General features: G+C 71.4%; 18 protein-coding genes and 2 pseudogenes. 10 read left to right on the forward strand and 10 right to left on the reverse strand.

Translation table 11 applies throughout. From position 1 onward, the window contains the following. Positions 1–63 precede the first annotated feature (63 nt). Positions 64–1,329, forward strand: coding sequence for a hypothetical protein (locus tag ACSHWO_RS37915; protein WP_385843476.1), 1,266 nt, complete (start codon positions 64–66; stop codon positions 1,327–1,329). A gap of 137 nt (positions 1,330–1,466) precedes the next feature. On the opposite strand, the gene ACSHWO_RS37920 is transcribed toward ACSHWO_RS37915, so the two are convergent. Further along, on the reverse strand, positions 1,467–3,737 hold the full coding sequence (locus tag ACSHWO_RS37920) for an MMPL family transporter (RefSeq protein ID WP_438319796.1): 2,271 nt from the start codon (positions 3,735–3,737) through the stop codon (positions 1,467–1,469). A 175-nt stretch (positions 3,738–3,912) separates the two neighbouring features. Here ACSHWO_RS37920 and ACSHWO_RS37925 point away from each other — a divergent pair, with 175 nt between their 5' ends. From ACSHWO_RS37925 to ACSHWO_RS37935, 3 genes are all read left to right on the forward strand, one after another. Beyond that, the gene (locus ACSHWO_RS37925) at positions 3,913–5,091 is read left to right on the forward strand and encodes a sensor histidine kinase (protein ID WP_438319797.1); all 1,179 of its coding nucleotides are present in this window, start codon (positions 3,913–3,915) and stop codon (positions 5,089–5,091) included. Beyond that, positions 5,066–5,728: a response regulator gene (locus ACSHWO_RS37930; protein WP_385843461.1), complete on the forward strand. Its 663-nt coding sequence runs from the start codon at positions 5,066–5,068 to the stop codon at positions 5,726–5,728. Before ACSHWO_RS37925 ends, ACSHWO_RS37930 begins: the two co-directional genes overlap by 26 nt. Before the next feature lie 198 nt (positions 5,729–5,926). Continuing rightward, on the forward strand, positions 5,927–7,183 hold the full coding sequence (locus ACSHWO_RS37935) for a serpin family protein (protein WP_438319798.1): 1,257 nt from the start codon (positions 5,927–5,929) through the stop codon (positions 7,181–7,183). A 122-nt stretch (positions 7,184–7,305) separates the two neighbouring features. On the opposite strand, the gene ACSHWO_RS37940 is transcribed toward ACSHWO_RS37935, so the two are convergent. The 4 genes and pseudogenes from ACSHWO_RS37940 to ACSHWO_RS37955 form a co-directional block, all read right to left on the reverse strand. After that, positions 7,306–8,043, reverse strand: coding sequence for a dienelactone hydrolase family protein (locus tag ACSHWO_RS37940; RefSeq protein ID WP_438319799.1), 738 nt, complete (start codon positions 8,041–8,043; stop codon positions 7,306–7,308). Between the two features lie 851 nt (positions 8,044–8,894). Next, complete coding sequence (locus tag ACSHWO_RS37945) at positions 8,895–10,022, reverse strand: hypothetical protein (protein WP_438319800.1); 1,128 nt, start codon at positions 10,020–10,022, stop codon at positions 8,895–8,897. A gap of 533 nt (positions 10,023–10,555) precedes the next feature. After that, positions 10,556–11,385: pseudogene (locus ACSHWO_RS37950) on the reverse strand (helix-turn-helix domain-containing protein); the annotation flags it as partial. A gap of 321 nt (positions 11,386–11,706) precedes the next feature. After that, the gene (locus tag ACSHWO_RS37955) at positions 11,707–12,975 is read right to left on the reverse strand and encodes a cation:proton antiporter (protein WP_438319801.1); all 1,269 of its coding nucleotides are present in this window, start codon (positions 12,973–12,975) and stop codon (positions 11,707–11,709) included. A 498-nt stretch (positions 12,976–13,473) separates the two neighbouring features. Here ACSHWO_RS37955 and ACSHWO_RS37960 point away from each other — a divergent pair, with 498 nt between their 5' ends. From ACSHWO_RS37960 to ACSHWO_RS37970, 3 genes are all read left to right on the forward strand, one after another. Then, positions 13,474–13,794, forward strand: a complete 321-nt coding sequence (locus tag ACSHWO_RS37960; protein ID WP_438319802.1) for a hypothetical protein — start codon at positions 13,474–13,476, stop codon at positions 13,792–13,794. A gap of 153 nt (positions 13,795–13,947) precedes the next feature. Beyond that, on the forward strand, positions 13,948–14,961 hold the full coding sequence (locus ACSHWO_RS37965) for a hypothetical protein (RefSeq protein ID WP_438319803.1): 1,014 nt from the start codon (positions 13,948–13,950) through the stop codon (positions 14,959–14,961). Further along, the gene (locus ACSHWO_RS37970; protein WP_438319804.1) at positions 14,958–16,253 is read left to right on the forward strand and encodes a hypothetical protein; all 1,296 of its coding nucleotides are present in this window, start codon (positions 14,958–14,960) and stop codon (positions 16,251–16,253) included. The genes ACSHWO_RS37965 and ACSHWO_RS37970 overlap by 4 nt, the downstream gene beginning before the upstream one ends. Positions 16,254–16,697: 444 nt before the next feature. Here the strand turns inward: ACSHWO_RS37970 and ACSHWO_RS37975 are convergent, their stop codons facing one another. From ACSHWO_RS37975 to ACSHWO_RS37985, 3 genes are all read right to left on the reverse strand, one after another. After that, positions 16,698–17,144, reverse strand: a complete 447-nt coding sequence (locus tag ACSHWO_RS37975; protein ID WP_438319805.1) for a hypothetical protein — start codon at positions 17,142–17,144, stop codon at positions 16,698–16,700. 151 nt (positions 17,145–17,295) lie between these two features. Continuing rightward, positions 17,296–18,813, reverse strand: coding sequence for an SPFH domain-containing protein (locus ACSHWO_RS37980; protein ID WP_438319806.1), 1,518 nt, complete (start codon positions 18,811–18,813; stop codon positions 17,296–17,298). A gap of 69 nt (positions 18,814–18,882) precedes the next feature. Continuing rightward, positions 18,883–19,392, reverse strand: coding sequence for a hypothetical protein (locus ACSHWO_RS37985; protein WP_438319807.1), 510 nt, complete (start codon positions 19,390–19,392; stop codon positions 18,883–18,885). Between the two features lie 161 nt (positions 19,393–19,553). Here ACSHWO_RS37985 and ACSHWO_RS37990 point away from each other — a divergent pair. Both ACSHWO_RS37990 and nhaA read left to right on the forward strand, forming a co-directional pair. After that, positions 19,554–19,842 (forward strand): annotated as a pseudogene (locus ACSHWO_RS37990) (D-alanine glycine permease); the annotation flags it as partial. A gap of 262 nt (positions 19,843–20,104) precedes the next feature. Then, on the forward strand, positions 20,105–21,406 hold the full coding sequence (nhaA, locus tag ACSHWO_RS37995; protein ID WP_438319808.1) for a Na+/H+ antiporter NhaA: 1,302 nt from the start codon (positions 20,105–20,107) through the stop codon (positions 21,404–21,406). A 241-nt stretch (positions 21,407–21,647) separates the two neighbouring features. Here nhaA and ACSHWO_RS38000 read toward each other — a convergent pair whose 3' ends face one another. Together ACSHWO_RS38000 and ACSHWO_RS38005 are read right to left on the reverse strand one after the other, a co-directional pair. Next, entirely contained in the window at positions 21,648–22,706 is a 1,059-nt protein-coding gene (locus ACSHWO_RS38000) for a PucR family transcriptional regulator (protein ID WP_438319809.1), read from the reverse strand. A gap of 360 nt (positions 22,707–23,066) precedes the next feature. Continuing rightward, complete coding sequence (locus ACSHWO_RS38005) at positions 23,067–24,962, reverse strand: NAD-binding protein (protein WP_438319843.1); 1,896 nt, start codon at positions 24,960–24,962, stop codon at positions 23,067–23,069. 373 nt (positions 24,963–25,335) lie between these two features. Between ACSHWO_RS38005 and ACSHWO_RS38010 the strand changes: the two genes are divergently transcribed. Continuing rightward, on the forward strand, positions 25,336–25,875 hold the full coding sequence (locus ACSHWO_RS38010) for a hypothetical protein (RefSeq protein WP_385843377.1): 540 nt from the start codon (positions 25,336–25,338) through the stop codon (positions 25,873–25,875). The last annotated feature ends 712 nt before the right edge of the window (positions 25,876–26,587 follow it).

Genomic DNA, 26,587 nt, shown 5'->3' on the forward strand with positions numbered 1-26,587 from the left:
CTACTATGGGAGCGGGCGGGCTACGTTGGCCGCGGTTGACGTTCCACCGAGAGGAAACCCCTCATGATCGCAGCCGACAGCGCGCCGAGAACGGCCCGCGTCCTCACCGGCTACCGCCCCGAGGACGCCTTCATCGCCGCAGAGCTGGACCCGCCACCAGCCGAGTACGTGTGGCACGACGAGCACGCCGAACAGCAGGATCAGCGCTACGGCCCCGGAACGCGATACCAGCAGTGGCTGGCCATCGACCCCAACGACGGCGCCGTCTGGTTCGGCGACACCAACTGGCACGCGCCGGGCGACAACCTCACCGGCCAACTCCCCGGGCTCCCCCGCAGGGCACTCGGCGACGGCACCATCCCCGCCCCCGCAACCATGGTGCAACTCCTCAGCCACCTCACCCACGACCAACAGCACGGCTGCACCTGGCGCTTCTTCACCGCCGAAGAGCTCCACACCCTCGCGCAGCGCATACTCCCCGCCGTGCAGCGCCTCGTCGACTCGATCCACCGCATCGGACCGGACGGCGAGCTCGAATGGTCAGCCGAGGCCGCCACCGCCTGGGACGACATCGAACACACCACCACCCACACCCTCGACCCCTCCGGCGACCTCCACTGGCCCAGGCTGCGCACGACGCCGATTCCCGCCTGGCGCGTCGAGGTCGGCGCCTTCCTCGCCGCCAACCCCGAGCTGTGCGAACCCTCCTGGGCCGTGGCCACCGACGCCGAACTCGATGCCTACGCCGCCTACCAGCCCGACACCGGTTACGGGGGAGTGCCGGGCAGGGCCTGCCACACCGCCGGCAGGCAGATCGAGGACGGCTTCACCTTCTACGGCCACCGCGCCGCCCTGTACGCCTACCGCGCGCAGGCGTGCGGCGACCGCACCCCGACAGACGCCCGCACCTGGCTGGAGACGACGGAGACCGGCAAAGGCACCTGGGAAGCGGCCAAACCCCCCGGAGCCACCCTCGCCGACGTCCCCGACTACGTGCTGACCGACCTGACCGACAGGTTCCAGAACGCGGCGCGCGAACACGGGCTCGTCCTGACCGGACTCCACACCTACCTCCGCCACCTGCGCGCCGAGGAACGCGCCGGCGTCGACCAGCAGCTCCTCTTCGAAGGCAAGGAAATCGAACGCCTCGAGAACCTGCTCAAGGACTTCCGCGCCGGACGAAACCGCACCGTGACACGGATCCTGGCCTGGTCCGACGGACGCAGCGACGCCGAGATCGCCCGCCTGGCCTCCCTCCCTGAGGAACACGTCAGCCAGTGGCGAGCCCGCCTGAACGACGAACAGACCACCGCCCCACCCGCACCGTGAAACCACGCGCGCCCACGCCCGCACCCCACAGCCACCGCACCGCGCAGGCACCTACCGCCCCACCCGCCGGCCTCCAGCACGGACGGCATACGCCTGGCGGCTGAGGTGCCGGACGCCAAGGGCGGGCAGGAGTTGAGTCAACGGTCAACCGGCCGTGGACGCGGGGCCTGACCCATGGATTCCGCGTCGGTGTCGTCGGTGCCGACCGGGCCGCGGGGAAGCATCCGGTCCAACCACTTCGGCAGCCACCAGTTGGTCCGGCCGAGGAGTGTCATGGTCGCCGGTACCAGCACCATGCGTACGACCGTGGCGTCGACGAAGATCGCGGTGGCCAGGCCGAGCCCGAACATTTTGGCGGAGGGGTCCTCGGCCACGGCGAAGGACAGGAAGACCGCCACCATGATGAGGGCGGCCGAGGTGATGATCCGGGCGGTGCCCGAGACGCCCTCGACGATCGCCGTGCCGTTGTCGCCGGTGCGCAGGTACTCCTCGCGTACGCGGGAGAGGAGGAACACCTCGTAGTCCATCGACAGGCCGAACAGGATGGCGAAGAGGAACATCGGGATGAACGACACGATCGGAACCGTCGCTTCCAGCCCGATGAGTGCGCCTGCCCAGCCCCACTGGAAGACCGCGACCATGATGCCGTAGGCCGCGCCGATGCTCAGCAGGTTCAGCAGCACCGCCTTGAGCGGTACGAGTATCGAGCGGAAGACCAGCATCAGCAGCAGGAACGACATCGCCAGCACGGCGGCGACGAACACCGGCAGGCGTTGGCTGGTGCGGCGGCCCACATCGGACAGGCTCGCGGCGGCGCCGCCGACGTGGGCCGTGGCCGGGCCGTGCCCGATCGCCGTGGGCAGCACGTCGGTGCGCAGCCGGGCGATGGTGTCGGCCGTGGCCTTGTCCTGAGGGCTGGTGGTCGGGAACACCACCAAGGTCGCGATGCCGGTGGCCCGATCGATGTGCGTCGGCGCGACGGATGCGATGCCCGGATCCGCCGCGACCGCCCCGACGAGTCGGTCCAGCACTCCCGGATCACCGGCGGGGTCCGCGGCGATGACGAGGGGACCGTTGGTGCCCGGGCCGAACCCCTCGGCGACGAGGTCGTAGGCGCGGCGCTCGGTACGGCTGTGGGGCAGTGAGCCGTCGTCGGGCAGGCCGACGCGCAGGCCGAGCACGGGTAGCGTCGCGGTCAGCAGCAGCGCCGCGGCGCCGACCGCGTACGGCACCGGGTGCCGGCCGACGTGCCCGATCCAGCGCCGCCACCCGGCGGCGTGGGCGGCGCCCGCCTCCGTGCCCCGCCGCCGTGAGAGTCGGCCCAGCTTCCCGGTCTGCAGAGCCCGGCCGATCCGGCCGGCCCGGGCCAGTCGCGGGCCCGCCGCGCCGAGGAAGGCCGGCAGCAGCGTGACCGACGCGAGCACCATCGTCAGGACGACGATCGAGACGGCAACCCCGCCCACCGTCATGAACGGCACGTTCGCGACCGCCAGGCCGAGGATCGACACGACGACGGTGCCGCCGGCGAAGACCACGGGCCTCCCCGCCGTTGCCACGGCTCGTCCGGCCGCCGCCTGCGGATCGAGCCCGCACGCGAGGTACTCCCGGTGCCTGGCGAGCACGAACAGCGCGTAGTCGATGCCCACGCCGAGCCCGACCATGCTGCCCAGGACCGGAGCGAAGGCGGGGACGTCTGTCACCCCCGCCAGTACCGTCATCGTGGCGACCCCCACGGTCAGCCCGAAGACCGCCATGCCGATCGGCAGCGCGGCGGCGACGAGCGAACCGAACGCCAGGAACAGGATCGCGGCCGCGGCGAGGAGGCCGATCAGCTCGCTCGCGCCGCCGTCGGGGTCGGAGAAGGCGTAGAAGAGGTTCCCGCCCATCTCGATGCGCAGGGGCAGTTCGGCGCGCAGCCGGTCGCCGAGACCGACGAGGGCGTCGAGGTCTTCGGCCGACAGCCGGCTCTGGTCGGGGTACTGCACCCGGACGACCGCGATCCGCCCGTCCGCCGAGACGAGGCCGCCGCGCACGGCGGTGTCCCCGCCCGCGTCGAGCGCCCCCGCAGGGTCGCTCGTGCCGAGCACGTGCGGCAGCCGCTTCACCTCGGTCTGCAGCCGCGTGAGAGCGGTGCGCGCGCCGTCGTCGTCGAAGAACGTCGCACCGCCGTCGAGGGGAGTGACGACCACTTGGGCGGTCATCCCCTCCTGCCCGGTGCCGGCCCGCTCGATCAGTTCCGCGGCCCGTTGCGAGTCCAGTCCCGGAGCGGTCATCGAGTCCGCGGTCCGCCCCCCGAACGCGACGGCGGCCACGACGACGAGTGTGGCGGCGACCAGCCATGCCGCGATCACCCGCCAGGGATGGCGGGCAGCGCCCCCGCCCAGGCGCAACAGGGCTTTCGAGAGCATGGGGTCCTCCAACCACCTCGTCGGCCGTCCTTGTACGGCCGCCGATGCCGAGGTTCGTCGCCACGGCGCTCCGCGGCATCGGCCCGCGGGCCGCGGATCCGTCGGCCCCAAGTGGGATGGAGAGGCCGTCCTTTCGGCCGATGCGCGGCACGCCGCGGCCCCTACTCTGAGAACCGTGCTCCGAGACGACCTGCGAACCCTGTGGACCGAACCCCGGCCGCCCGGCGCGCCCGCCCGGGTGTGGCGGGACTGGGCGCTGCTCGCCGCGGGCCTGGCCGGTGTGGTGCTGGAGGCCACCCTGCGCGAGAACGTCGCGTGGCGGCCGGTGGCTGTGGTGTTCGCCGTATGGCTGTGCCTGCTGCCCCTGTGGCGCCGGACCCGCCCGCTGGCGGTGGTGACGCTGGCGTTCGGCTCCGTGGCCCTGCTTCCGGTGGCCTCGCTCGTCGCCGCACCGGGCGCGCCCGTCGGCCTGTACACCGGCGCGGTCGTGCTCGTGCTGGTGTACGCGCTGCCACGGTGGGGATCGGGACGCGAGATCGTGCTGGGCGGCGCGGTGATCCTCGCGGTCGGCACGCTGTGTGTCGCCGTGGACGGGACCCCGGTCGTCGAAAAGGTCGTGGGCCTGGTCTTCCTGCTCGTTCCCGGCGTGATCGGGGCCGCCGTGCGGTTCCGGGTGACCGCTCGCGACCGTCAGCTGGACCAGGTGCGCTCCCGCGAGCGCGAGCAGCTCGCCCGGGAACTGCACGACACGGTGGCCCACCACGTGTCGGCCATGGTGATCATCGCCCAGGCGGGCCGGGTGCTCGCGGGCACCGACCCGTCCGCCGCCGTCGAGGCGCTGGAGGGGGTCGAGGAGGAAGGGGCGCGCACGCTGGAGGAGATGCGCGCCATGGTCGCCGCGCTGCGCGACCGCGGGGTCGGCGCCGAGCTGGCGCCGCCTGCCGGAGTCGCGGATCTGGAGCGCCTGGTGCGCACCCCGGGTGGTCGCCTCAGGGTCGACCTGGGGCTCGACGGCGAACTGGGCGCGCTGCCCCCGGCCGTGGACGCGGCCGTCTACCGGATCGTGCAGGAGTCGGTGACCAACGCGCTGCGCCATGCGGTCGACGCGACCGAGCTCGTCGTCCGGGTCGCCGCGGAACGGCACACGGTACGGGTGAGCGTGCGCGACGACGGCCGGCGCACCGGGCGGGGTCGCGACGGATACGGACTCACCGGACTGCGCGAGCGCGCGACCCTGCTCGGCGGCACACTACGGGCCGGCCCGGGTACCGGTACCGACCGGGGCTGGCATGTCGAAGCCGAACTGCCGAGACCGAGGAGCGAGAGCGGTGTCCATTCGCGTCCTCGTCGCTGACGACCAGACGATCATCCGCACCGGGTTGCGGATCATGCTGAACGCCCAGCCCGGCATCGAGGTGGCCGGCGAGGCCGCCGACGGGCGGGAAGCGGTACGTCTGGCCCGCGAACTACGCCCTGACGTCTGCCTGTTCGACATCCGCATGCCCGTACTCGACGGGCTCGAAGCCACCCGGCTGCTCGCCGGCCCGGGCGTCGCCGACCCGCTGGCCGTGGTCGTCATCACCACCTTCGACCTCGACGAGTACGTCTACGGCTCACTGCGTGCCGGCGCCCGCGGATTCCTCCTCAAGGACACGGGACCGGACCTTCTGGCGCAGGCCGTACGGTCGGCGTCCGACGGTGAGGCGCTCATCGCGCCCAGCGTCACCGTCCGTCTGCTCCAGGCATTCGCGGACCTGCCCGCCGGCCGGCCCGTGGCCCAGCCGGTCTCCCCCGTCACCGCCCGCGAGGAGCAGGTGCTCCTCGCCGTCGCTCGCGGGCTGACCAACACCGAGATCGCCGATGCACTGCACATCAGCCTCAGCACGGTGAAGACGCATCTCGCCAGCCTGATGGCCAAACTCGGCGCTCGCAACCGGGTCGAGATCGCGATGTGGGCCTACGAAACGCGCCGTATCCTCCCCGGAACCTGAGCCGGGTGCCGGGCCAAGTCCCAGGCTTTGCCTGGAGATGCCCGGCGATCCAGCCGGGCAGCGGCACCATTGGGACGTCGTGTACGAGCAGGTACGGCAGGCCGCCCACGAGGGAGCCGGAGCCGCCCGTCGGCCGACGGTCCCGGAGGGCGGAAAACCCGTTGCTGGGCGGCGGCGGCCTCCCCGTAGGCTCCGCTCATGAGTACGAGGAATTCCACGGTCCGTGCGGTCAACCGGCTGACCAGCCGCTGGGCCGAAGCCGCGGTCGAGCCCGACGGGCGTACCGGAACCGTGCTGACCGCCGCCGGGGTCTGGCCGCTGCTGGCCCTCCTGGCGGACGGGGCGGCCGGCCCCGCCCGGACAGAACTGGCCGGGGCGCTCGGCATACCCGCGGACGGGGCCTCGGCTGCGGCCCGGGAGCTGCTGGCGGCGCTGGGGCGCGTACGGGGTCTGGAGGCCGCCGCCGGCTTGTGGGCGCGGGCGGACCTGCCGCTCGATCCGGAGTGGGCGGCCCGGCTGCCCGAGGGGGCCCGGGGTCGGCTCACCGGCGACCGGGCCGCCGACCGCAAGCTGCTCGACGAGTGGGCGACCGCGCGGACGGGCGGCCTCATCGAGCGGATGCCGGTGGAGCTGACCGAGCACACCAGGCTGGTCCTGGCGTCCGCCCTGGCGCTGCGGCTCCGCTGGATACGGCCGTTCCAGGAGTGGCCGGGAACCTTCCCGGAGGGTCCGTGGGCCGGCCGGGAGGTCCTGCGGCTGCTCCGTACGACCTCGCTGCTGCACCGCGTCCGGGTGGCGGGGACGCCTGCCGGGCCCGTCACCGTGCTGGAGGTGGTCGGCGACACAGGGGTGGACGTCCACCTCGTTCTCGGCGCCCCGGACGCCGCGGCCGGGCGGGTGCTGGCCGGCGGCATCGCCGCCGCGACCCGCGCCGTGCCGTGGGTGGACGGCTTCTCCCTGCCCGAGGGGACGCCCGGACCTGGACTCCGGGTCGGCGTCGGGGCGGCGTACCGGCCCGAGCCGCGGCTGAGCGTCGACACCGTCGCCTTCTCCGTCGACGCAGAGCACGACCTCCTGGAGCACGCCGGGCTGTTCGGCCTGGAGACGGCCCGCACGCGCGCGGCCGCCGGACACTTCCCCGGGGTCAGCCGCGACCCGCTCCGCATCGAGTCGGGCAGCCAGTCGGCCAAGGCGCGGTTCCACGCGAAGGGCTTCGAGGCGGCCGCCGTCACCGCCTTCGGCGCGGCGGTGGGCAGCTCGCCGGCGCCGCCTCCGTACCGTGTACGGACCGTCGACGTCCGGTTCGACCGGCCGTTCGGCTTTCTCGCCGTGCACCGGTCCTCCCGGCTCGTGCTCGCCGCGGGGTGGGTGGCCGAGCCGCTCGCCTACGCCGAGGCGGAGTACGAGGAGGAGCACTGGGACGACGAGGACTGGGAGGACGAGGAGCGGGCGTAGGCGGGGGATGAGCGGGCTGCGAGGACCGCACTGTCCGAATGCGGGTCTGCTGTGAGGGCTTGAGGGGAGGGGCTGTCAGTGCGCGACGCCGACCAGGCCTGGCACCAGCTTGTGTGTCTGGGTCATGCCCCTACGTCCTCCGTCACGGGCAGGCACTCGGCGAGCAGGTCGACGACGTCGCGCCAGGCTCGCTGCGCGTGCTGTCGGTGGTAGCCGACGCCGGGGACCACGGGGTGGTCGACCGGCGGGTGGTGGAAGGCGTGCAAGGCGCCGCCGTAGACCACGAGGCGCCAGTCGACGCCCGCGGCCTGCATCTCAGCGGTAAACGCGTCCCGTTGCGCGGGCGGCATGATCGGGTCTTCCGACCCGACCCCGGCCCACACCGGGCAGCGAATGCGCGCCGCCTCGCCCGGTCGGCCCGTGGTCAGCGCGTTGACCGTCCCGATCGCGCGCAGGTTGACGCCGCCGCGCCCGAGTTCCAGCCCGACGGCGCCCCCGGTGCCGTAGCCGACGGCGGCGATCCGGTCGGGGTCGGTCCGCGGCTCGGCGCGCAACACGTCGAGCGCCGCATGACCGATCCCCCGCATCCGGTCGGGATCAGCGAGCAGCGGCAGGCAACGGGCCAGCATCTCCTCGGGGTCACCCAGGTAGCGCCCGCCATGAAGGTCGAAGGCCAGCGCTACGTATCCCAGCTCGGCGAGAGCATCGGCCCGGCGGCGCTCGACGTCGCTGAGCCCCATGCCCTCTGGTCCGAGCAGCACCGCGGGCCGGCGGGCGACACCGGCCGGGAGCGCGAGGTGCCCGATCATCGTCAAACCGTCGGCCGGGTACTCGACCGTACGCGTCGTAACCGTCGTCATGCGACTGACTGTAGTGATCGCCGAGCCCGGTCCGGCCGCTGTTCTGCCGCTGGCAGAACGGCACGGGTGTCCCTCTCCAATACGGGACGGGCCCGGCGCTCACGGCGAGCCCGCACCGGCTTCCCCCTTCGTCTCGACTGGGCCGCCGGGAAGGTCTTCTGGTGCCGGGGCGACTCCGTCGTTCTCCTGGTCGGTGATGCGCGTGATGAGATGCTCGACCGCGGTGGCCAGCCGTGCGTCGACGTCGGCCGCGCGGCAACGGCCAGCGGCGGTGGCTCCCGGCTACTGACTATGGCGGCACAGGCATGTTTTCCCCGCAGGCGCAGGCCGCTCGACGGCATCGGCGAGTGTGCCGAGGTCGGTTGCCGCAACCCTTCGGCCAGGCGAGGCTCAGCGCGGCCCGTACGGGCTCCAGAACCGCGGGAAGCCGTAGTCCCACTTCACGTCCCCTCTTCCTCGGGCCCCGCCCGCGTTCGGTCCGGTCGGCGCGGCAGGGTCGTCATCCCGGGTCGTGCTTCCTGGCTGCACCGGGGTCACGGTGTAAAGCAGACGGCTGTACCGGATCGGGGGCCAGAGCCTCTCGTCGTGTTCCGGCGCGTCGTCCCAGGAGTGGGCGAACAGGCGCAGACGGCTCCACGTCTCGCCGAAGTCGACCTCGACGTCTTCCTCGCCGCGGTGGAGGAAGACGTAGCAGCCCGTCCGGTATGACGGACGCGGAGTGGGCGGCCATCCGCCCGAGCCGGCCGGCCCGGTCCGTCAGGCGTCGCGCACCTGCTCCACGGCGACGGACCGGCTCCCTTATACCGGGCCGGTCCGCCGCCGTTCCCCTCGTGGGCGGGTGCGACGTGCGGTCAGCGCGCGGCGGGCGCGGCCAGGCGTTGGAGGTGGTAGGTCAGGCCTCCGAACACGCTGTCCCAGCCGCTGGTACCGGCCAGGTAGAGCGAGCCGTCGGGCGTGGTGGCCAGCATGCCCACTCCGTTCATACCCTCCTGGATGCCGCTGACGGCCTCCCATGCGCTGCCGGTCCAGCGGACCAGGTTCGCACGGCCCCCCGAGACCCCCAGGTGGACCTGGCCGCCGTACACGGCGAAGGAGTTGGCGAAGCCGGCACCCGGGACGTCACGGCGGGTCCAGGCGGTGCCGTCCCAGTGGATGACGTACGCCCCGGTGTGCGGCTCGCCCAGGCCCTTCTCGTCCAGGATGTGCCCCGCCACCCAGACGTCGTTGGGGCCGTTGCTCTTGACCTCCTTCAGCAGGGTGCTGACCTTGGCCGTCGCCGGAACCGGCACCTCCGTCCACCGGGTACCGTCGTAGTGGAGGGCGAGCGCCTGGAGACGGTCGTTGGCGGTACCGCCCGCGCTGCGGTAGCCGACGGCCCAGATGTCGTTCTCCGCCCGTACGTCGATGCTGTCGAGACCGCCGTCGATCTGGTCGAACTTGGTGGTGTTCCAGGACGTCCCGTTCCAGTGCGTCACCGTCGGGGTCGAGCCGGGGTCCTTGCGGGAGTTGCCGACCGCCCACAGGCTGTTGCGGCTGACGGCCTCGGCCGCCTTGAGTTCGAGGCGCTGGGTGTCCGGGCTGAGGTTCCCCGACCACTTGGTCCCGTCATAGTGGTTGACCCGGAAGACACCGGTGCTCGTGTCCACGCGGCCGATGGCCCAGAGATCGTTGGGGGCGGTGCCGGTCAGCGTGGTGATGCTCGCGTCAGCCGGAGGTGTCAGCGCCTTCCAGGTGCTCCCGGCCTTCTGCCACAGCTTTTCCGACATCCTGCAGCCGACACAGGTGCCCCGGCGCATCTTGACGAAAGCGTTCTCCGCATCGAACGGGAGTATGTACGCGGCCCCCCTGTCGCCGTCGACGGGCTGGGGCAGCGTCTCCCAGACCGGTGCCGCAGCGTTCGCCGGCGCCGCTGCCAGCGCGATGCCGACGAGGGCGGTCACCGCAGCCGCACGCAAGGTGCGGCCGACGTTCCTGATCATCTTCTTCTCCAGGTTCACAGTGGTACGAATGGGCCGGTTCCGGTGCCGGGTCACGGCAGGAAGCCCTCGAATCGCACGCCGGGGTCCCTCGCGCAGCCTCCGGCCCGACGGGGCTCAGCCCACGGCACGGTGTCGGAGGTGGGCGTGACCACGCCCTCGGCAACGGGAGTTCAACTCATCGGAAATCAGGTAGCGCAGCGAGGCGTGCGGCACCGTGCCGGGCACGGCTGTGTGCCGCTCGACTGCGCCGCCCGGTGGCCGAGGCGCGGGCGCCCGCGCAGCGGTGTCATCGGCCGACCCGCCCACCGGGGCGGAGCCGGCGGCGTACTGTCACCCCCGCACCTTGGTCGCGCCGAACCCTCGACATTCCGGTACGAATTCTGATTGCGCAACCTATCCGGCAGCTATGCCGAAAACATCCCGGCGCTTTCGCCCCCGTATCGGACCGGGGGTTGAGGCGTGCGAGCACTGGGCCGTCTCTTGCGGATCTTGCCGGGCGCGCGCCGCCCGGCACCGCGCCTCGCCGCGTCGTCGGAGCGCCGCAGTACGTCCAGGGAACGGCACTCCTCCGCCCGACGCGGACGTGTTCGGGCAGCCGCGGGCAGCAGGGCTCCCGCGATCTGGCGGGCGACGGCTGTGTGGCCGTTCATCAGGAGGTGCAGCACCGCTTCCCGGTTGCGGGCCTCGGCGGTGTTGTCGGTCAGGGCTCGCTCGATGCGGGTGATGCCGTGTGCGGTGAAGAAGGCCGCGGCTCTGCGCAGGAAGTCCGCGCGGGTGGCGGCCTTCTCGTCGGGGTGGATCTCGCTGTAGGCCAGACGGGTGTGGTCGTCGACGGCGGAGTGGATGTAGTCGAAGCCGATCGGGCGGTGGCGGTCGCGGCAGCCTGCGTCACGGCCGTGGACGCGCCAGCCGCCGCCGTCCGGGATCCGGCCGAGCTTTTTGACGTCGACGTGGATCAGCTCGCCCGGCCGTTCTCGTTCGTAGCGGCGGATGACCTGGCCGGTGAGCCGGTCCAGGAACGCGAGCCGGTTCAGGCCGTGCCGGGTCAGGATGCGATGCACGGTCGAGACGGGCAGCCCCAGGATCGGCCCGATCCGGGCCGGCCGAGCTTGCGGTCCCGGCGTAGTCGGCATCCCCGCGCCTCGGTGGCGGCCGGGGTCCGGTGCGGCGTGGCATGCGGACGGCTGGAACGGTCGTGCAGGCCCGACTCGTTCTCCGCGCGCCAGCGACGGACCCACTTGTGTGCGGTGGAGCGGGAGATGCCCATCTCCGCCGCGACGTGGGCGACTGGGCGGCCGGAAAGGACGCGATCGACAGGCAGTTGTCTGCCATGAACGGTCAGCCGGGCGTTACGGTGGGACACGAAGACCTCCGTGCGGTGCAGTCCTAGACAGCTCCACCACAGCGGAGGTCTTCGTCATGATCAAGACCCACCCGTGTCAACAACGTCCGTGATCAATACAGCTAGCGGTGTACCGGCGGAAGGCTGCGCAAGCCTGCGCGGGCTGGGCAGCCGGGCCCTGGTCCGCAAGCGCTGCTTCCTAGCCGCCGCGCGGGGAACCTGGACCAGGAGCACACCTGCAGCCGGCAGAGCCCCTGCTGCGGTGAGCATGGCAAGCACCGCCGCGCCGCCCCTGCGGAGGAACCCCACACGCGTCGGCGCACCGGCTGTGACGGGTCCGGCTCACTGGATCACCGCTGTCCCCGGCCGGGGGGCGGGCGCGGACGGGCTGCCCACCGCCCCCGGTCCCGCCGTCTGCGGCCCGGTGGCCGAGGGCACGTCGGTCTCGTCCACGTGGAACAGGCGGGCGATGGGGACGTCGGTGCTGCTGTGGGCGATGATCGAGAAGGCGATGCACACGGCGATCAACGTGTACGCCTGCTGGCCCTGGGGGATGCCGGCCTGCAGGACGAGCAGTCCGTAGACGACGGAGGCGAAGCCCTTGGGGCCGAACCAGGCCGCCACCAGCTTCTGCCGGCGCTCGAAGCCGGTGCCGATCAGCGACACCAGCAGGGAAGCGGGGCGGATCAGCACGATCGCCAGGATGACCGCCACGTACCCGCCCAGCGGCAGGGCCCCGAACAGCTGCGGGGTCAGGAGCGCGCCGAAGACCAGCAGGGCGGCGAATTTGGCCAGCTCCGCCAGCGACTCGCCCAGCGGCTCGAAGGCGGTCTTGTCCTGCGGTGAGACCGAAGCGAGGACCGCGCCGGCGGAGAACGCCGCCAGGTAGGGATTGGCGTGGGTGAGGTGGCACAGCCCGTACAGGATGATCCCGGTGGCCAGCGCGAGCAGCGGCTGGAGCTTCGGCTCGGCACCCAGCAGCCGCAACCGCACCAGAGCGGCGACCGCCAGCGGCAGCGCCACGCCGAAAACCAGACCGAGCGCCAGTTCCAGGCTGATCATGCTCAGGGATGCTTCGGCGTGCTTCGACGTTGGTCCGGCGGCGGCGATGAGGAGCAGAACCACCGGCAGGGCGAGGCCGTCGTTGATGCCGCTCTCGACGTTCAGCAGCTGCCGCAGCCTGGCCGGCACTTCTTTGCGGCCCACGATCGCGGAGGCGAACACCGGGTCTGTGGGCGCGAGGACCGCGCCCACGAGGAAGGACGTCGTCCAGTCCAGGCCCGCCAAGTAGTGGGTGATCAGCGCCATGCCGGCCATGGCGAGCGGCATGCCCAGACCCAGAGCGCGGGCCGGGTTCTTCCAGTTCTCGCGCAGTTTGGGGAACGAGACGTGCATGCCGTCGGTGAACAGGACGGCGAACAGCGCCAGATCCGCGGTGACCGCGACGATCTCGCTGTCGGCGGTGATGTGGACCAGCCCGAGAAACCCGTCGCTGACCAGCGCTCCGCCGAGCAGGAACAACAGCGAGGTGGACAGCACGGTCCGGGCGGCGAGACCGGACATGAGCACCGCGATGAGCAGCGCGACACCGAAGACGGCGACGAGTACCACAGGAAGCCCCGATCTGCGAAGAGAGTTGTCCCCTTTTCGCCGACCAGACTTCCCGGCACGCCGGGACGGACTTTACACCTTCCTTACGCGACGTTGACGGGCTGGGTACGGCAATCTGGCGGCGGCCCTCTTTGCCGGGCTTTGACCTGGCGGAATCAGCTGCCACCGGGTAGCTTCCTGGAGCGCGTCGGGATCGACGCTGGTGTGCCGGGAAGTCTGGTCGGCGAGCAGGGCCCCTGTGCCCGTGTCCACCCCAGGCACCCGGAAGGACCCGCAATGCGCCGACGTCTCACGCCGCTCACCGAAAGACGTGCGGGGATTCTCCTCAGCGCGATCGGCGCACCGGTGACCCTCGCAGGTGTCGTCTTCTACCTCCTGCCCGGGCCGGGTTTCCCTCTCCTGGTCATCGGGATGGCACTCCTGATCACCGGACTTGTCATGATTGCCGCAGAGCACGGCCGTCACCGCTGACCTCGACCTGCACAGGGAACCTACGCAATGAATTGGCAGTGGATCCTTCTGATCCTGTTCTCGCTGACCCTGCTGCCCGCGGGCATCGCCCTGCTGGCTGGGTGGGCGCCGCGCGGCCTGCGCAGCGACCGCATGCCCCTGCGGTCACAAGGGGCGGCCTTGCTGCTGATCTACGCCACCGTCCCCGTCAACACTGCCCCCCGCCTGGCCGGCGCGTCCGCCGCCACGGTCCTGGGATGCACCGCGGGCGGCGGAGCGCTCGCCCTCACCGGCGCCCTGGTGCTGGCCTTCGCCGGCCGCCGACAGCATGGCCGGACGGGGCATCCGGCTTCAGGAAGTGCCGCCTGACGGCTGGCGCCAAAGCGAGTCGATTCCGAGCCGGTCGTTGTCGGCGGGGCGACCACGGCTTTCAGTGTGTTTCCACGAGGGGGAATGTGCATGCGTGCGAAGATGCGGTGGAGTACGAGGACCGCGGCCCTGGCGGCCGGCGGTGCCCTGCTGGTGGCAGGTGCCGGCCTGTACGGTCTGCACACGGCCGGCACGTGGCCGTTTCCCTCCACCTACTGCTGGGGGGCTTGGCAGGAGGACAGTGGTGCTTCCTTCCTCGGGAAGGAAGCACTCGGCAAATCCGGCTCCAAGCGCCGGGCCACCGAGTCAGCCCCGCCCTCGACCACCAGCCCCGAAGCCACCTGCACGGTCGCCATCGCCTCGTCCCTCGCCGACAGCCACTCCGACAAACCGCTCACCTTCGACGACCGCGTCATCGTCGAATACGGCCCCGCACCGCAGGAGGTCGAGGAACGCCGCGCCTGGATCGCGCATTACCTCGACGGTTCGACGTCGCCACTTCCCGACGGCCTGAACGGGCTGGTGGCCGGCGACAGAGCCATGCTCGTCCTCCCGGAAACCTGCAACGTGGGCAGCAGGCCCTCCACGGTCACGATCCGCAGCGAGAGCTGGGGCGACGGACACCTGGGCAAGAAGGCCATGCCCTTCGCCGTCGGCAACCGGATGGACGTCGCCCGCATGCTGCTCGACGTGGCCAACACGACCATGGCGAAAGCCGGCTGCGCGCCGACCGAACCTCTGCGCCTGTCGTCACCCATGGCGGTCGTCGCAGAGAAGGACGACGGCGCCACCAGCCCGCTCTGCCGGATACCGGGGCTGACGTTCGAGTTCGGGAAGGACACGAACTACCAGCAGCACGTGGGGGCAGTGGAGAAGCGGCTCCAAACCTGCTCAACGGTCTCACGAACGCGGGGGAGGCCCGACGAGCCGGCGGCCCAGTTCGTCATGGCCGCCGACCCCCGCCTGGCCGCTCTGTTCGACGGTCTGCCAGAAGGCGTCGACCAGGGCCTGGTAAGGGTCACCTGCGACGGCCAGCAGACCGTCTTCTACGGGAACGTCGCCTCCGCGCTCAAAGGCCGGGCCCGTCCCGATGACCGGGGCGTGTTCACGAGCTTCGTCCAGTCAGTGGGCAAGCGCATCGGATGCCAGACCGGAGGCGTGGCGTGATCGGAGACGGAGCAGAGGAGAAGACAGCGGCGGACAAAGAAGACAGCCTGACCCCGCAGCCGACGGGCAGCACCCCCGTGAACCCGCAGACCGATGCGGAGGACCTCCAGGGCAGCGTGGATGACCAGCCCGAAGACACCAGTGAAGTGGGCCCGGGGCAGGAGCCGGAGCAGGTTCGTCCCCCCACGCCTGCTCCGCCCTCGCGCGTCCGCCGACTCCTGAGGAACCGGACCGTACGCGCCACCACGACGGGGGTGCTCGCAGGCGCCCTGCTCGGTGCAGGGACGGTCGCCTGGCAGACCGACACCCTGCCGCTGCTCACGCCGGCGCCGTGCTGGGACTCCTTGAGCGACAAGACCGTCTCCGCTCTCTTCGCAGACCGCAGGACGGAAGTCGAGGAACAGCGGCTACAGGCTGATCCGCGGGGCAACGGCCTGTCTTATGGCCAGTGCCGCATCACCAGCTACAAGGACGACCGGGCCAGACGCCAGCTGACCGTCAAGGTCCACAGGCTCGACGGCCTCCACGGAAGCGACGCACGCCAGTGGCCCGAGGAGTTCCTCGCAGCCGGCATGACGTCCCTCGGAGAAGGACTGCCCGGCATGGTGTCGCCCTCCCGGGCCTGGCTCGCCGTACCGCAGTCCTGCACCGGCAGGCCCGGATCGTTCGAAGGGCCGGTGGTCGTCGACGCCGCCATGGGGCCTGCCGGCTTCGACACCCCGGCGGAGTACGCGCAGGAGGACCGCACAGCCCTGGCCCGCGCCGTGGTGGAGGCCACCAACGGCGTCATACGCGAGCTTGGCTGCTCCGGCACGTACCGCGGGCCCGACCTTCCCGCGGAGGCCGTCACCTGGCAGGACACGCAAGCCGAGGCCTTCTGCGGGATCAAGGGTCTGACGCTCCCGACGGAGTACCGCGCGGATCTGGCGCGTACACGCGCCAGCGGCGAGGGCACCCCAGCCCGGATCTGCGAGGCCGGCGGCACCTACCCCAAGGCCAGGCTGCGGCTGACGACGGTCGTGGACCCTGCCCTGGCAGACGTCTTCTCCCAGGACGTACTCAAGGGCGGCACACCGTTCAAGGGCGTCAACGGGTACGGGGCGTTCAACGTGACCCGGGCCGTGTACCGCGCTCGCTGCCAGACCGGCGACGTGATCTTCATGGCGGAGCAGAAGGACAACCTCGACAAGGGCGGCGACAGTGTTCTGCGCGCACTGGTTCCCGCGTACATCGAGGCCGAGTCGGAACGCATCGGGTGCGCACCGGACAAGGTGACACTGCCCCGGCCTTGAGCCGATGGACCAGCCGTGAAGCGCTGGGGGTCTCGCGACAGCTCGGCGGAAAGCGGTGCCGCCTCCCCGCGGTGGGGGTCAGCTCGCCCTGAGCTTGGCGGTCAACCTTCGGTGTCCGGTGAAGCCGGTTCGTGCCCGGCGGGAAGGGTGACGTGAGCCGTCCATGACCAGGGCTCCTGGGGCGGGTCCCAACTCACCTCGACGTCGGTGTCGTGGAAGCCGCGGGCGAGTTCGTCACCATCCGGGCTGCGGCGGCCCGCGCGTTGTGTGGGTCGGTGTCGGTCGGGATGTCAAGGCGCCCACAGAGCATGCCGCCTTCCCAGGACTCGCCGGCGGCGGTCCTGCGCCGCTTTCCTGCCCGTCCACGTGTGGGCAGGAGCAGGCTCACGTGCAGTATCACGGGCTGTGTTGGAGGCGGCGTGGACACTGCCCCGCGGGAGCCGCTTATGGGAGGTCGGCGCGACCGAGCCATGCCGGCTTCACCGGTATGCCGTCGTCGTCGCATTCCATGGTTGGCGGAGATGGGACCGGCGGCGCTGCCAGCTCCGCAGTGGAGGGCGGCACGGCTTCTTCCGCGTCGGGCGAGGCACGGTCTTCCGCTTCGGGTGGTTGGGGGCGGTCGCTGTCCTCGATGAGCTCGGCGAGGGTGAAGCGGGTGACGTACGACTGCCAAGCGCCGTTGATGACGAGGAGGAAGCCGTCACCGTGGCGGAAGAGCCGGCGGCGCTTGGGGCTCCGCGGGTGTTCCGGGCAGTAGGCGCGTGCCCGCCCTTCCAGTTCGGCCAGCGCCGCCTCCTTGTCGCCCTCCACCTGTGCCATCACGAAAGCCTCGACGTGCTTGCGCTCGCCGGCCCCCACGGTGGTCTCGAGCACCAGTCCCCACGTCTCCATGGCCGTTCTCCTTCCCCGCTGATCGGGTACCACTACGGTGCTGCACCGGACCCGATGGCAGTACCCCGGACCAACGGGCATGGGTGTGGCCGTGCCCGCCCAAGGCGGCGTACACGGCCACACCCCGTACACACTTCGCTTCGGCGACCGCTCAGTCCGTGATGGTGATCGCGCCGTTCGGCGACTGAGGCGCCGCCTCCACCTTGCCGGCCGTCAGGCCGCGCAACATCGCGTTGAGGTCGATGCCGGTGGTGGAGCCCAGCAGTTCCACGCCTTGGGCGACGTTGTCGGCAACAGTACGGGTGAGCCTGCTGGCGCCGTCCGTGGAGATGACGGTCATCTTGTCGATGGCGCCGAGCGGTTCGGCCGCCTTGGCGACGATCTGCGGCAGTGCCTCGACCAGCATCTGGACCATCGCCGCGTCGCCGTATCGCTCGTATGCATCGGCCTTCTTCTGCATCGCCTCGGCCTCGGCGGCGCCCTTCGCGGCGATCGCGGTGGCCTCCGCGTCGCCTTCCAGGCGGACGGCGTCGGCGATGGCGGCACGCCGGGCACGCTCGGCTTCACCGCGCTTGGCGCCCTCGATGGCCTCGGCCTCTGCCAGCGCGGAGCGGCGCTGCTTTTCGCCCTCACCGGTCAGCCGGGCACGCTCGGCCTCCGCCTCGGCGGCGGCGATCGCGGCAAGCCGCTCGGCCTCGGCCTGCTTGACCCGGGCGATGCGCTGGGCCTCTGCCTGCTGCTCGGCCTCGTAGCGGCGGGCGTCGGCGGGCTTGCGGACCTGGGTGTCGAGCTGGCGGTCGGTCAGGGCGGCCTGTCGTGCGGCGACCTTCTCCTGTTCGGTGAGGATCTGCTGCTGCCGGTCGGCCTCGGCCAGCGGGCCGGCTGCGGCGGCCTGCGCGGCGGCCGCATCGGTCTCGGCCTTGATCTCGGCCTGCCGCAGGTACAGCGTGCGCTGGGCGACCGCGATCTCCTCCTCGGCCTTCAGCCGGGCCTGCTCGGCCGCCCGACGGGCATTGGCCTCGGCGATGTCCGCCTCCTGCTTGGCCCGGGCGGCCTCGGGGCGTCCGAGGTCCTCCAGGTAGGAGCCTTCGGTGGTGATGTCCTGGATCTGGAAGGCGTCCAGGACCAGGCCCTGCCCGGACAGGCTGGCCTCCGCCTCCTCCGCGACCTGGCCGGCGAACGCGGCACGGTCCCGGATCACGTCCTCGACCGACATCCGGCCCACGATCGCCCGCAGCGCACCGGAGAGCACTTCCTGGGTGAACCCGACGATGCCGTCCTGCTGCTGGAGGAACCGCTGGGCGGCGGCCCGGATCGCGTCCTCGTTCCCCCCGACCTTGACGATCGCGACGCCCTCGAGGTTGGCCTTGATACCGCGCAGCGTCACCGCGCCTCGCACGGCGACGGGGATGTGGCGGCTGGACAGGTCGAGGGTGTAGCGCTGCTGGACGAACGGCACGACGAACACGCCGCCGCCGACCACGACCTTCTGGCCGCTGTTGTCGGTGAAGACCTGGCCGGTGGCCGGGTCGGTGGCCTTCTTTCCCCGCCGTCCGGTGATGATGAACGCCTCGCTGGGCCCGGCCACCTTGTAGCGGGTGACGACGACGAGGGCCAGCAGGACGAGGAGTACGAGCACTCCGACGACGGCGACGACAACTGGATTCATGGTGGATTCCCCCTGCCCCCCAGGGGGCAGTTAGATGACGATGGGCGACGAAGGCTGGAAGGCGTCGGGTTAGTGCTCGATCGCGCGGACGGTCACGGACGTCGTGGAAGGGGCCGCTGTCACCCAGACTTCGGCGCCCCGCTCAAGCGGGGCCTCGGCGGTCGCGGCGTACTTCACCGGCTGACCGCCCAAGGACAGCAGCACCTCGCCGTACCCGCCGTCCGGGATGGCGGTGACCACCCTCCCGGCCGAACCGACCACATCCGATCGGTGTGGGGCACGGCCGCTACCGTCGCGGAGCAGGGCGCGGCTGAACCGGTACGTCGTCCAGCCCGCGCACGCTCCGGCGACGGCCCCCGCGGCGGCTGCCGCTCCCGGCCCGAGTCCGGTGGACCCGAGCACGATCGCCCCCGTGAAGCCGAGCATCGAGACGAAGCCCGCGACCACCGGGAGCGACAGCCACCCGTCGAACAGTCCGTCCGGAGCACCGTCGAAGACACCTTCCAGCACCCCGTCGAACACCAGCGAGACGGCCAGCAGCGCGATCCCCCCGATGCCGAGAACCAGAAACAAGCCCATGGGCACCTCCCCCGTCTGACCGCTGTTCCCGCCGGATGCCGACAGGTTGCCAGGGAGGTGACGGTGGAGACATTGCCTGCCGTCGGCAATCTTTACGCTGCTTTAACGCACGGCGCACGGCGCCCGGCGCGACTGTGCGGGTCTCAGGCGGGCTCGGCGAAGGCTTCGACGCCTGGACGTACCTCTTCGGCCGCAGCAAGGGCAGCGAAATCACCGTCAAGGTCCCTTACACCCTCTTCGCGGTCGGATGCTCCCTGCCGACCCTCATCGCCATGGCCGACGCAGTGCTCTTCGTTCTCGCCGTCATCAACATCACCGGCCTGTACCTGCTGGCCCCCGTCGTCAAGCGAGAACCCGGCTCTTCCTCGACTTCGTCCGACGCCGCGACGCCGGCCCGGAACCGAAGCCGACGAGGACGAAGACCAAGAGCCGGTGACGACCACCGTCTGACCGTCCCCCGGCGGCCCGCGGCTCCCCAGCGGGCCCATGAGCACCTTGCGCACTTGGTGCCCACGGGCCCGCTGCCCCTGGTCCGTTGCGTTTCCCCATGTCAAAGGCCCCCTGGCGACATCTCCACACCCCGGATAGGGTGTAAAGAACGCGTCAATACGCTCATCGCAACGATGGGCGGGGCGCGGGGTGTGCCGGGAAGTCTGGTCGGCGTCCTTGGGGCCGTGTGCCCACTCACAGCCGACGCCCCGGAGGTACCACCATGACCGCTGCCCCGCCCCCACAGCGTCCCCCTTTCCTCAGTCTGCTGACCTGGCCCGAGCGCCGTGCCGTGGCCGCGGCCCTGCGGACCGAAACCATCGGCGGTCTGGTGCTCCTGACCGCCGCCGTCATCGCACTCATCTGGGCGAACAGCCCGTGGAGTGACGTCTACGAGCAGATACGCGACTTCCACTTCGGTGTCCCCGCCCTTGGTCTGGACCTCTCGGTCGGGCACTGGACCGCCGACGGCCTGCTCGCGGTGTTCTTCCTCGTGGCAGGAATCGAACTCAAACGCGAGCTCGTCGTCGGCGAGCTCCGCACGCCCGCGACGGCGGCCCTGCCGGTCGTCGCCGCCGTGTGCGGCATGGCCGTCCCCGCCGCCTTGTACGCGCTCACCGTGACAGTCGGCGGCGGCAGCCTCGACGGCTGGGCTGTGCCGATGGCCACCGACATCGCCTTCGCCCTCGCCGTCCTCGCGGTCATCTCCACGCACCTCCCCTCCGCCCTGCGTGCCTTCCTCCTCACCCTGGCCGTCGTCGACGACCTCGGCGCCATCCTCATCATCGCGATCTTCTTCACCAGCAGCCTCAACCTCTGGGCCCTGGGGGGTTCCGTCGTCGGACTGGTCGTCTTCTACCTGCTCCAGCGTTTCCGGGTACGCGGATGGTGGTGGTACGTCCCCCTCGGCCTCGTCATCTGGGCGCTGATGTACAACAGCGGTGTCCACGCCACCGTCGCTGGCGTGGCCATGGGCCTCATCTTGCGCACCACCACCGACGAGGGGGAGGAGACCTCCCCGGGAGCGAGGGTTTCCCACCTCGTGCACCCGTTCTCCGCAGGTGTGGCGGTTCCCCTCTTCGCCCTCTTTGCGGCCGGCGTCTCCGTCTCCGGCGCCGCCCTGGCCCAGGTCGCCACCCGCCCCGAGCCGCTCGGCGTCGTCATCGGCCTGGTGGCGGGAAAGATCCTCGGCGTCTTCCTGGGCACCTACCTGGCCGCCCGCTACACCCGCGCACAGCTCAACCCCGACCTCGCCTGGTCCGACGTCTTCGGGCTCTCGGTGCTCGCCGGCATCGGCTTCACCGTCGCCCTCCTCATTGGCGAACTCGCCTTCTTCGGCCAGGAGGCCGGCGAGCACGTGAAGGCAGCCGTACTCATCGGATCCTTCGCTTCCGCCCTGCTGGCCGCAGTGGTCCTGCGCCTGCGCAACCGGGTCTATCGTCAGCTGTACGAGGCAGAGATGCTCGACGCCGACGGCGACGGTGTACCCGACATCTACCACCGCACTGGCGCAGCAGAACGCTGACGGGGGAGGAACGTGGGACACACCCCGCCGGCCGCCGCCATCGTCGTGGCAGCCTCGGTCATGCGTACCGCGGTCGACGAGCTGAGGGCGCCCGGCCGGGGGCGGTCACCGGCCTGACGCTCGGCCTCCCCGGCTGGCAGCACGGCGGAGGCCGAGGACTGGTCTGGGCCGCCCTGGCAGGCGCCCTGGTTGCCGGAACGGTGGGGACTACCCTCGGCCCGCGTCGAGGTGGAGCCCGAGGTCACCCGGGCGCGCCGGGCCACCCCAGCAGGCGGGCTCCGATGACCGCGGTCTGGAGGGTGTAGCGGTGGCGCGGGTCGGCGGGGTCGTGGCGGGTGAGGGCATGGATGCGCTCCAGCCGGTACGTCAGGGCACGGACGCTGAGCGAGAGCCGCCGGGCTGCGTCGGTGGCCACGCAGCCGGCATCGAAGTAGGCGGTGAGCGTGTCGATGAGCGGCTGCGCGCCACCGCGAGCCTGGCGCAGCGGACCGAGGGTGGAATCGACCAGATCGGCCATGGCCTGCCGGTCGCGGGCGAGGACCGGGTAGACGAGCAGGTCGGCGGCGTGCAGCACCGGCTCGGCCAGCTCCATCCGTTCCGCGAGGTCCAGGGCGTTGAGAGCCTCCTCGTAGGAGTGGACGACCCCGCCCGCCCCGGGATGGGCCCGGCCTATCGCCGCTCGGCCGCCGTCGGTGGCGGCGTACGCCTGTTTGGCGAAGTACGCCAGCACCTCCGGCTGGTCGCCCGGGGCCACGCAGACCAGGCGGCCGTCCTTGGTGGCCAGCAGGATGTGCCGGTTGCCGAAACGGCCCAGGACCGCTGACTCGATGGCACGGGCCACCGCGTAGCCGTCACCGTACGGCTCCCGCCCCTGCGCCACGGCCACAGCATGGGCCTGCGACAGCCGAAGGCCGAAACGCTCGGCGCGCTCGGCCAGACGACCCAAGTCGCTGCCCCCGTACAGCAGGTCGTCGATGAACTCGCGGCGCTCCGCCTCCTGCCGGCGCACGGCGTGCTGCTGCGCGAGTTCGTATCCCTCGGCGAAGGCGTCGACCGCCTGCTCCACAACGGCCAAGAGGCCGCCCGTACCGGAAGCCGGCAACGCGGCCTGCACCTGGCGGGCCGCGGCCAAGTGACCCTGTACGAGGGTGCGCAGCCCCGCGCCCGCCTCCGCCGCCCGCTCACCGTCTGCCCGACGCGACTCCAACTCGTCCCGTGTCAGGCGACGGCCCGTCGTGCACGCCTCCCGCAGCAACTCCGCGAACCCCGCCAGGTCGCCAACCGTCGGCTGCTGCCCCACACTCCACCCCGATTCCCGACGCGCCTGCCTGTTTACGCGCCCATGACATGCCCCAGCCTGTCATGCGGTCCAGCCGGTGCCCCACACAGGCCCGCGCAGCGGCAACCCAGACTGATCGGGAAGGGCCGCAGAGGCCAGTGGCAGGTCAGCCCTGCCGCGAGGCCGGCCAGACGGCAGCCACCACGCCGGTCACCGACAAGCCGATCGCACAGAAGACCGCGCCCCGCCCAGAAGCAACAGCGGCATGTGAGGGCTGCACCGGCGAAGACGCGGCATGAGGCTCCAGTCGATCCGAAGACAAGGTCCGCGAACCGTCATGCAGAGCCGGAGCGGCCCGGCGGTTACCCTTCCACGTCCGGGTCACATGCGGTGTGGGCGGGCCGCTCTGCGGCCGAGCAGCTCGGCAAGGCCCCGGCGTGTGGCGGCCAGCAGAACACGGTCCTGAGATTTGAGTACGTAGCCGGGGTGGAGGTCCCAGACCAGGGCGGGCTGCCCGGTGCCGTCGGGCGTCAGCGGTGCGGAAAGGTCGGGCCGTCGCTCTTCGGGGGCCGCCGTGTCCAGGGCGATCACCCGCCAGGCGCCGGGCCGGAACGATTCGGCGATGGTACGGCCCTCCAACTGCGGGATACCGGCCACGTCAACGGCCGCGAAGAGCAGCACCCGGCGTTCGACAGGTATGGCGCCGAGGATCCGGCGCCCCATCATGGCTCCGGCGAACGCGGGTGCAGCGAGGTGGGTGACACTGCGGCTGCGCGTGAGAGCGGCAGGGTGGGCGACCCGCAGGGTGCGGTACACGGCCGTGGCGAAAGCGTCCTCGTAGAGCCGCAGGACGACACGGAGGTCCGGCCGGATCGAGCGCGCCGACAGCGCCGCTTCCAAATTCGTCGTATCCGAGCTCGTCAGGGCCAGCAGGGCATGCGCGCGATGGGCGCGCGCCGCCTCGAGGACGCCCTCCTCGGTGACGTTGCCCAGGACGACCGGGACGTGGAGTCGGCGGGCGAGCGCCAGGCCGCGAGCCTCGGGATCGGACTCCACACACACCACGGGAATGTCCAGCTCCTGCAGCCGCGCCAGAACGCGTGTACCGATCTTGCCTAGCCCAAGGAGCACCACGTGTCCGGACAGCCGACGTGGGGGACGCCGCAGGGCGGTCGCTGTCCGGAACGCGCCCAGCCCTTCCAGCGCGGCCGCCACGAGCACCGGCAGCAGGAGCAGACCCACGGTGCCGGCCAGGATCTGCAGCACCTTCCGCTGCGGGGTCTCCTCCACGGCGGGGTCGTTGATGGCGAAGATGTCGAGCAGGGTGATGTACGCGGCGTGCAGGGGATGGTCGCCGGTGATCAGCCAGGCCGCCAGGGCAAGGCCGCCCACGGCGCCCAGCAGGCTGGCCAGGGACCAGGACAACCGGCGCGAGAACAAGGACCCCACGGGCAGCGACGTGGCCATCAGGCGCCTTCGGAAGGGCGCCGGATTGATGTGCGATACCGTCTCCAGCGCCACGATGCCCCGACCCGTCGCGGCGGCAACTGCCCGGTCGTCGGGCAACAGCTGGGGACCGTGCACACCGCTGAACTCAGCGCCCTCGGCGCCGGCTGGATCATTGCTGGTCGCCGACAGCAGCGCCAGGGTGCATATACCCGGATCGGCCACTTCCCCCCGGCTCGGAGGCGTACGCTCCACCGCGCGCAACAACAATCCGTCTGCCTGGACGACCTTGCTCGTCCCCGCCACCGCTGACGCGGCGAGGGCTGGAGCGGCGGTGTCCGCATCCGACAGGACGGTGGTGGAGGCATCCAGCGCAGCAAGGTCGATGCCTGGCTCGGCAACGATCGCCGCCTGGTCGAGCAGATCCTCCAGATGTTGCCCCAGCCTGCGGTTGTACAGTCGGATCACCAGCCGCAGCGTCGGGTTCAGCCGCCGGGCCACCAGAGCGGCGCGGAGGTTCGTCTCATCGTCCTCGTAGACCAGCGCCAAAGCGGCCGCTCCAGCCACCCCGGCCGACACCAGAACCTCCTCGTCCGGCTCGACCGCCTCCACCACCCGCATCTCCCGGGCAGGCATGCGATCTCGCACAGCCACTCTCGCCTGCCGGGCGAGCGGCATCCGGCCGAGCAGCCCGAGCCCACGCCCGCTCCGCCGTACGGCAGCCTGCGACTCACGGGCCGCAGGCACCACCAGCGTCACACGTTCCTGGTACACACCCTGCAGCTCATCGGCGAGGCGGCGGGCCAGACCGTCGTCCCCGCAGACAACCATCCGACCCGCAGCATCGACGGGCTGCGCATCCAGAGCATTCGACACGCCCTAAGGATGCCTTCCAGCCGCAGGAATGCAGGATCTGACTCCCATGCTGGCCCGCTCGTTGCCCAGGTCGGCCATGGCACACCCGAGGTCGTCAGCTGTCCAGGGCTGGGCTGCACCCCCGACCCGCGGCCGTCCGGGACCGCGTAGCCAACCTGCGAGGCCCCGGGACCATCGCCATCGCGGCGCGGGGCCTCGCCGCCCGGTGGTCGGCCTACTTCGCCGCGTCCGACCGCGGACGGCTTCACCCTGCCCTCCCCCGCGCGGCGGAGGCGCTCCTCCTTCGGGCCGACGCCCCGTCCGCGCCCCGGCTCGTAGCGTCGAGGTCATGCAAACCGAACCCGGGAAAACTCTCCTCCGCTGGGCATACGCGGCCGTCGCCTGGTTGGTGGTGAGCTTCGTGTGGCACGTCCAGATGGGCGTCATGTACGAGGACTCGATGGGTCCCGACGACGGCACTCCGGTGTGGCTCTTCCTCTCCTACGACGCCCTCATTGTCCTCATGTCGGTCGTCGGGGTGGTGTGCGTGCTGGCCACGGTCAAACCGTGGGGCCGGCGTGCACCTTCCTGGCTGGTGCGCGCGCCCTTGTGGATCGGCTGCGCGGTACTGACGATGCGGGGCGTGCCCGGTCTCGTCGAGAACATCACCACGGCGACGGGACTCACTCCCCACGGCCTGCTCGGGATGGAGAAGGAGGCCGTTGACACAGGGTCACGGGACTTCTGGAAGACCATGGTGATCAACGGCTACTTCTTCCTCGGCGCGGTGCTCCTCGTGCCGGCCACCGTGTTGTCCCGCCGGAGTCGACGTACGGCGGAGGCGACGCGAACGGTGGACCCAGCGCTGCCCACCAAGACGCGCTCCTGAAAGCCGTCGCCAGCCGCTTGTGGTCCGCCGCCACCGCGGCGGTGGAGACCGGGGCACCGGGTGGATGGTTACGCGTCCCGAGGACGCAAGCAACGCGGCGAGGAGCAGAGGCACCATCCGGTGGGGGAGGCACCGGTCAGGGGCTCTCCGCAGGGGTCGGGCGGCGCGGGGCGCGCAGGTCAGCGCCTACCTGCCCGAGACCGCCCTCACTTGGAAGTGGCCAAGGCACGTGCCGGACCGGGGTGTGCCACGGGAGTCCGCGCGTGGAGTGGGCACGGAAGCGGGCGGTGAGCCAGACGTCCAAGGGGCCGGCGGCCTGAGTGCCCGCGACGTGCACTTCAACGCCGCAGCCGCCCCGATGAAGCCCTACGGCGCCGGACGTGGCGGCCGAGTAGGGCGACGCAGACTCCACGCGGGCGGCCTCGGCCACGGAGCACACGGTGATGAGGTGCGAGTTCGAGGCCGCACGCTGCCGGGCTCTGGGCTGGCGAACAAACCGTCCGGCGGCGGTGGTGGCCAAGCATCTGTGAGCGCTGACGCCGCTCACGAGACCGCATGCGGCCTGGCCGACGCGTGGTGAGCTGGTGTCCAGCATGGGCTCGGGGTGATGGCGAGGGGGTAGACATGCAACGAAGCCGAGGCGTCAAGCCGCCTTGTGGCGAGCCGCTGGGCCTGTCCGCGAGGCCGGCTCACACGGCCGTCCGGTCGACAT

Source organism: Streptomyces pallidus (ex Mingjun et al. 2026) (assembly GCF_051550185.1).
Taxonomy (GTDB): Bacteria; Actinomycetota; Actinomycetes; order Streptomycetales; family Streptomycetaceae; genus Streptomyces.

What these genes read in the sequence shown, in the direction of transcription:
- ACSHWO_RS37915 (WP_385843476.1), top strand. Translation starts at nt 64, where the DNA reads ATGATCGCAGCCGACAGCGCGCCGAGAACGGCCCGCGTCCTCACCGGC.
- ACSHWO_RS37920 (WP_438319796.1), bottom strand. Translation starts at nt 3,737, where the DNA reads ATGCTCTCGAAAGCCCTGTTGCGCCTGGGCGGGGGCGCTGCCCGCCAT.
- ACSHWO_RS37935 (WP_438319798.1), top strand. Translation starts at nt 5,927, where the DNA reads ATGAGTACGAGGAATTCCACGGTCCGTGCGGTCAACCGGCTGACCAGC.
- ACSHWO_RS37940 (WP_438319799.1), bottom strand. Translation starts at nt 8,043, where the DNA reads ATGACGACGGTTACGACGCGTACGGTCGAGTACCCGGCCGACGGTTTG.
- ACSHWO_RS37945 (WP_438319800.1), bottom strand. Translation starts at nt 10,022, where the DNA reads ATGATCAGGAACGTCGGCCGCACCTTGCGTGCGGCTGCGGTGACCGCC.
- ACSHWO_RS37960 (WP_438319802.1), top strand. Translation starts at nt 13,474, where the DNA reads ATGAATTGGCAGTGGATCCTTCTGATCCTGTTCTCGCTGACCCTGCTG.
- ACSHWO_RS37975 (WP_438319805.1), bottom strand. Translation starts at nt 17,144, where the DNA reads ATGGAGACGTGGGGACTGGTGCTCGAGACCACCGTGGGGGCCGGCGAG.
- ACSHWO_RS37980 (WP_438319806.1), bottom strand. Translation starts at nt 18,813, where the DNA reads ATGAATCCAGTTGTCGTCGCCGTCGTCGGAGTGCTCGTACTCCTCGTC.
- ACSHWO_RS37985 (WP_438319807.1), bottom strand. Translation starts at nt 19,392, where the DNA reads ATGGGCTTGTTTCTGGTTCTCGGCATCGGGGGGATCGCGCTGCTGGCC.
- nhaA (WP_438319808.1), top strand. Translation starts at nt 20,105, where the DNA reads ATGACCGCTGCCCCGCCCCCACAGCGTCCCCCTTTCCTCAGTCTGCTG.
- ACSHWO_RS38005 (WP_438319843.1), bottom strand. Translation starts at nt 24,962, where the DNA reads ATGGTTGTCTGCGGGGACGACGGTCTGGCCCGCCGCCTCGCCGATGAG.
- ACSHWO_RS38010 (WP_385843377.1), top strand. Translation starts at nt 25,336, where the DNA reads ATGCAAACCGAACCCGGGAAAACTCTCCTCCGCTGGGCATACGCGGCC.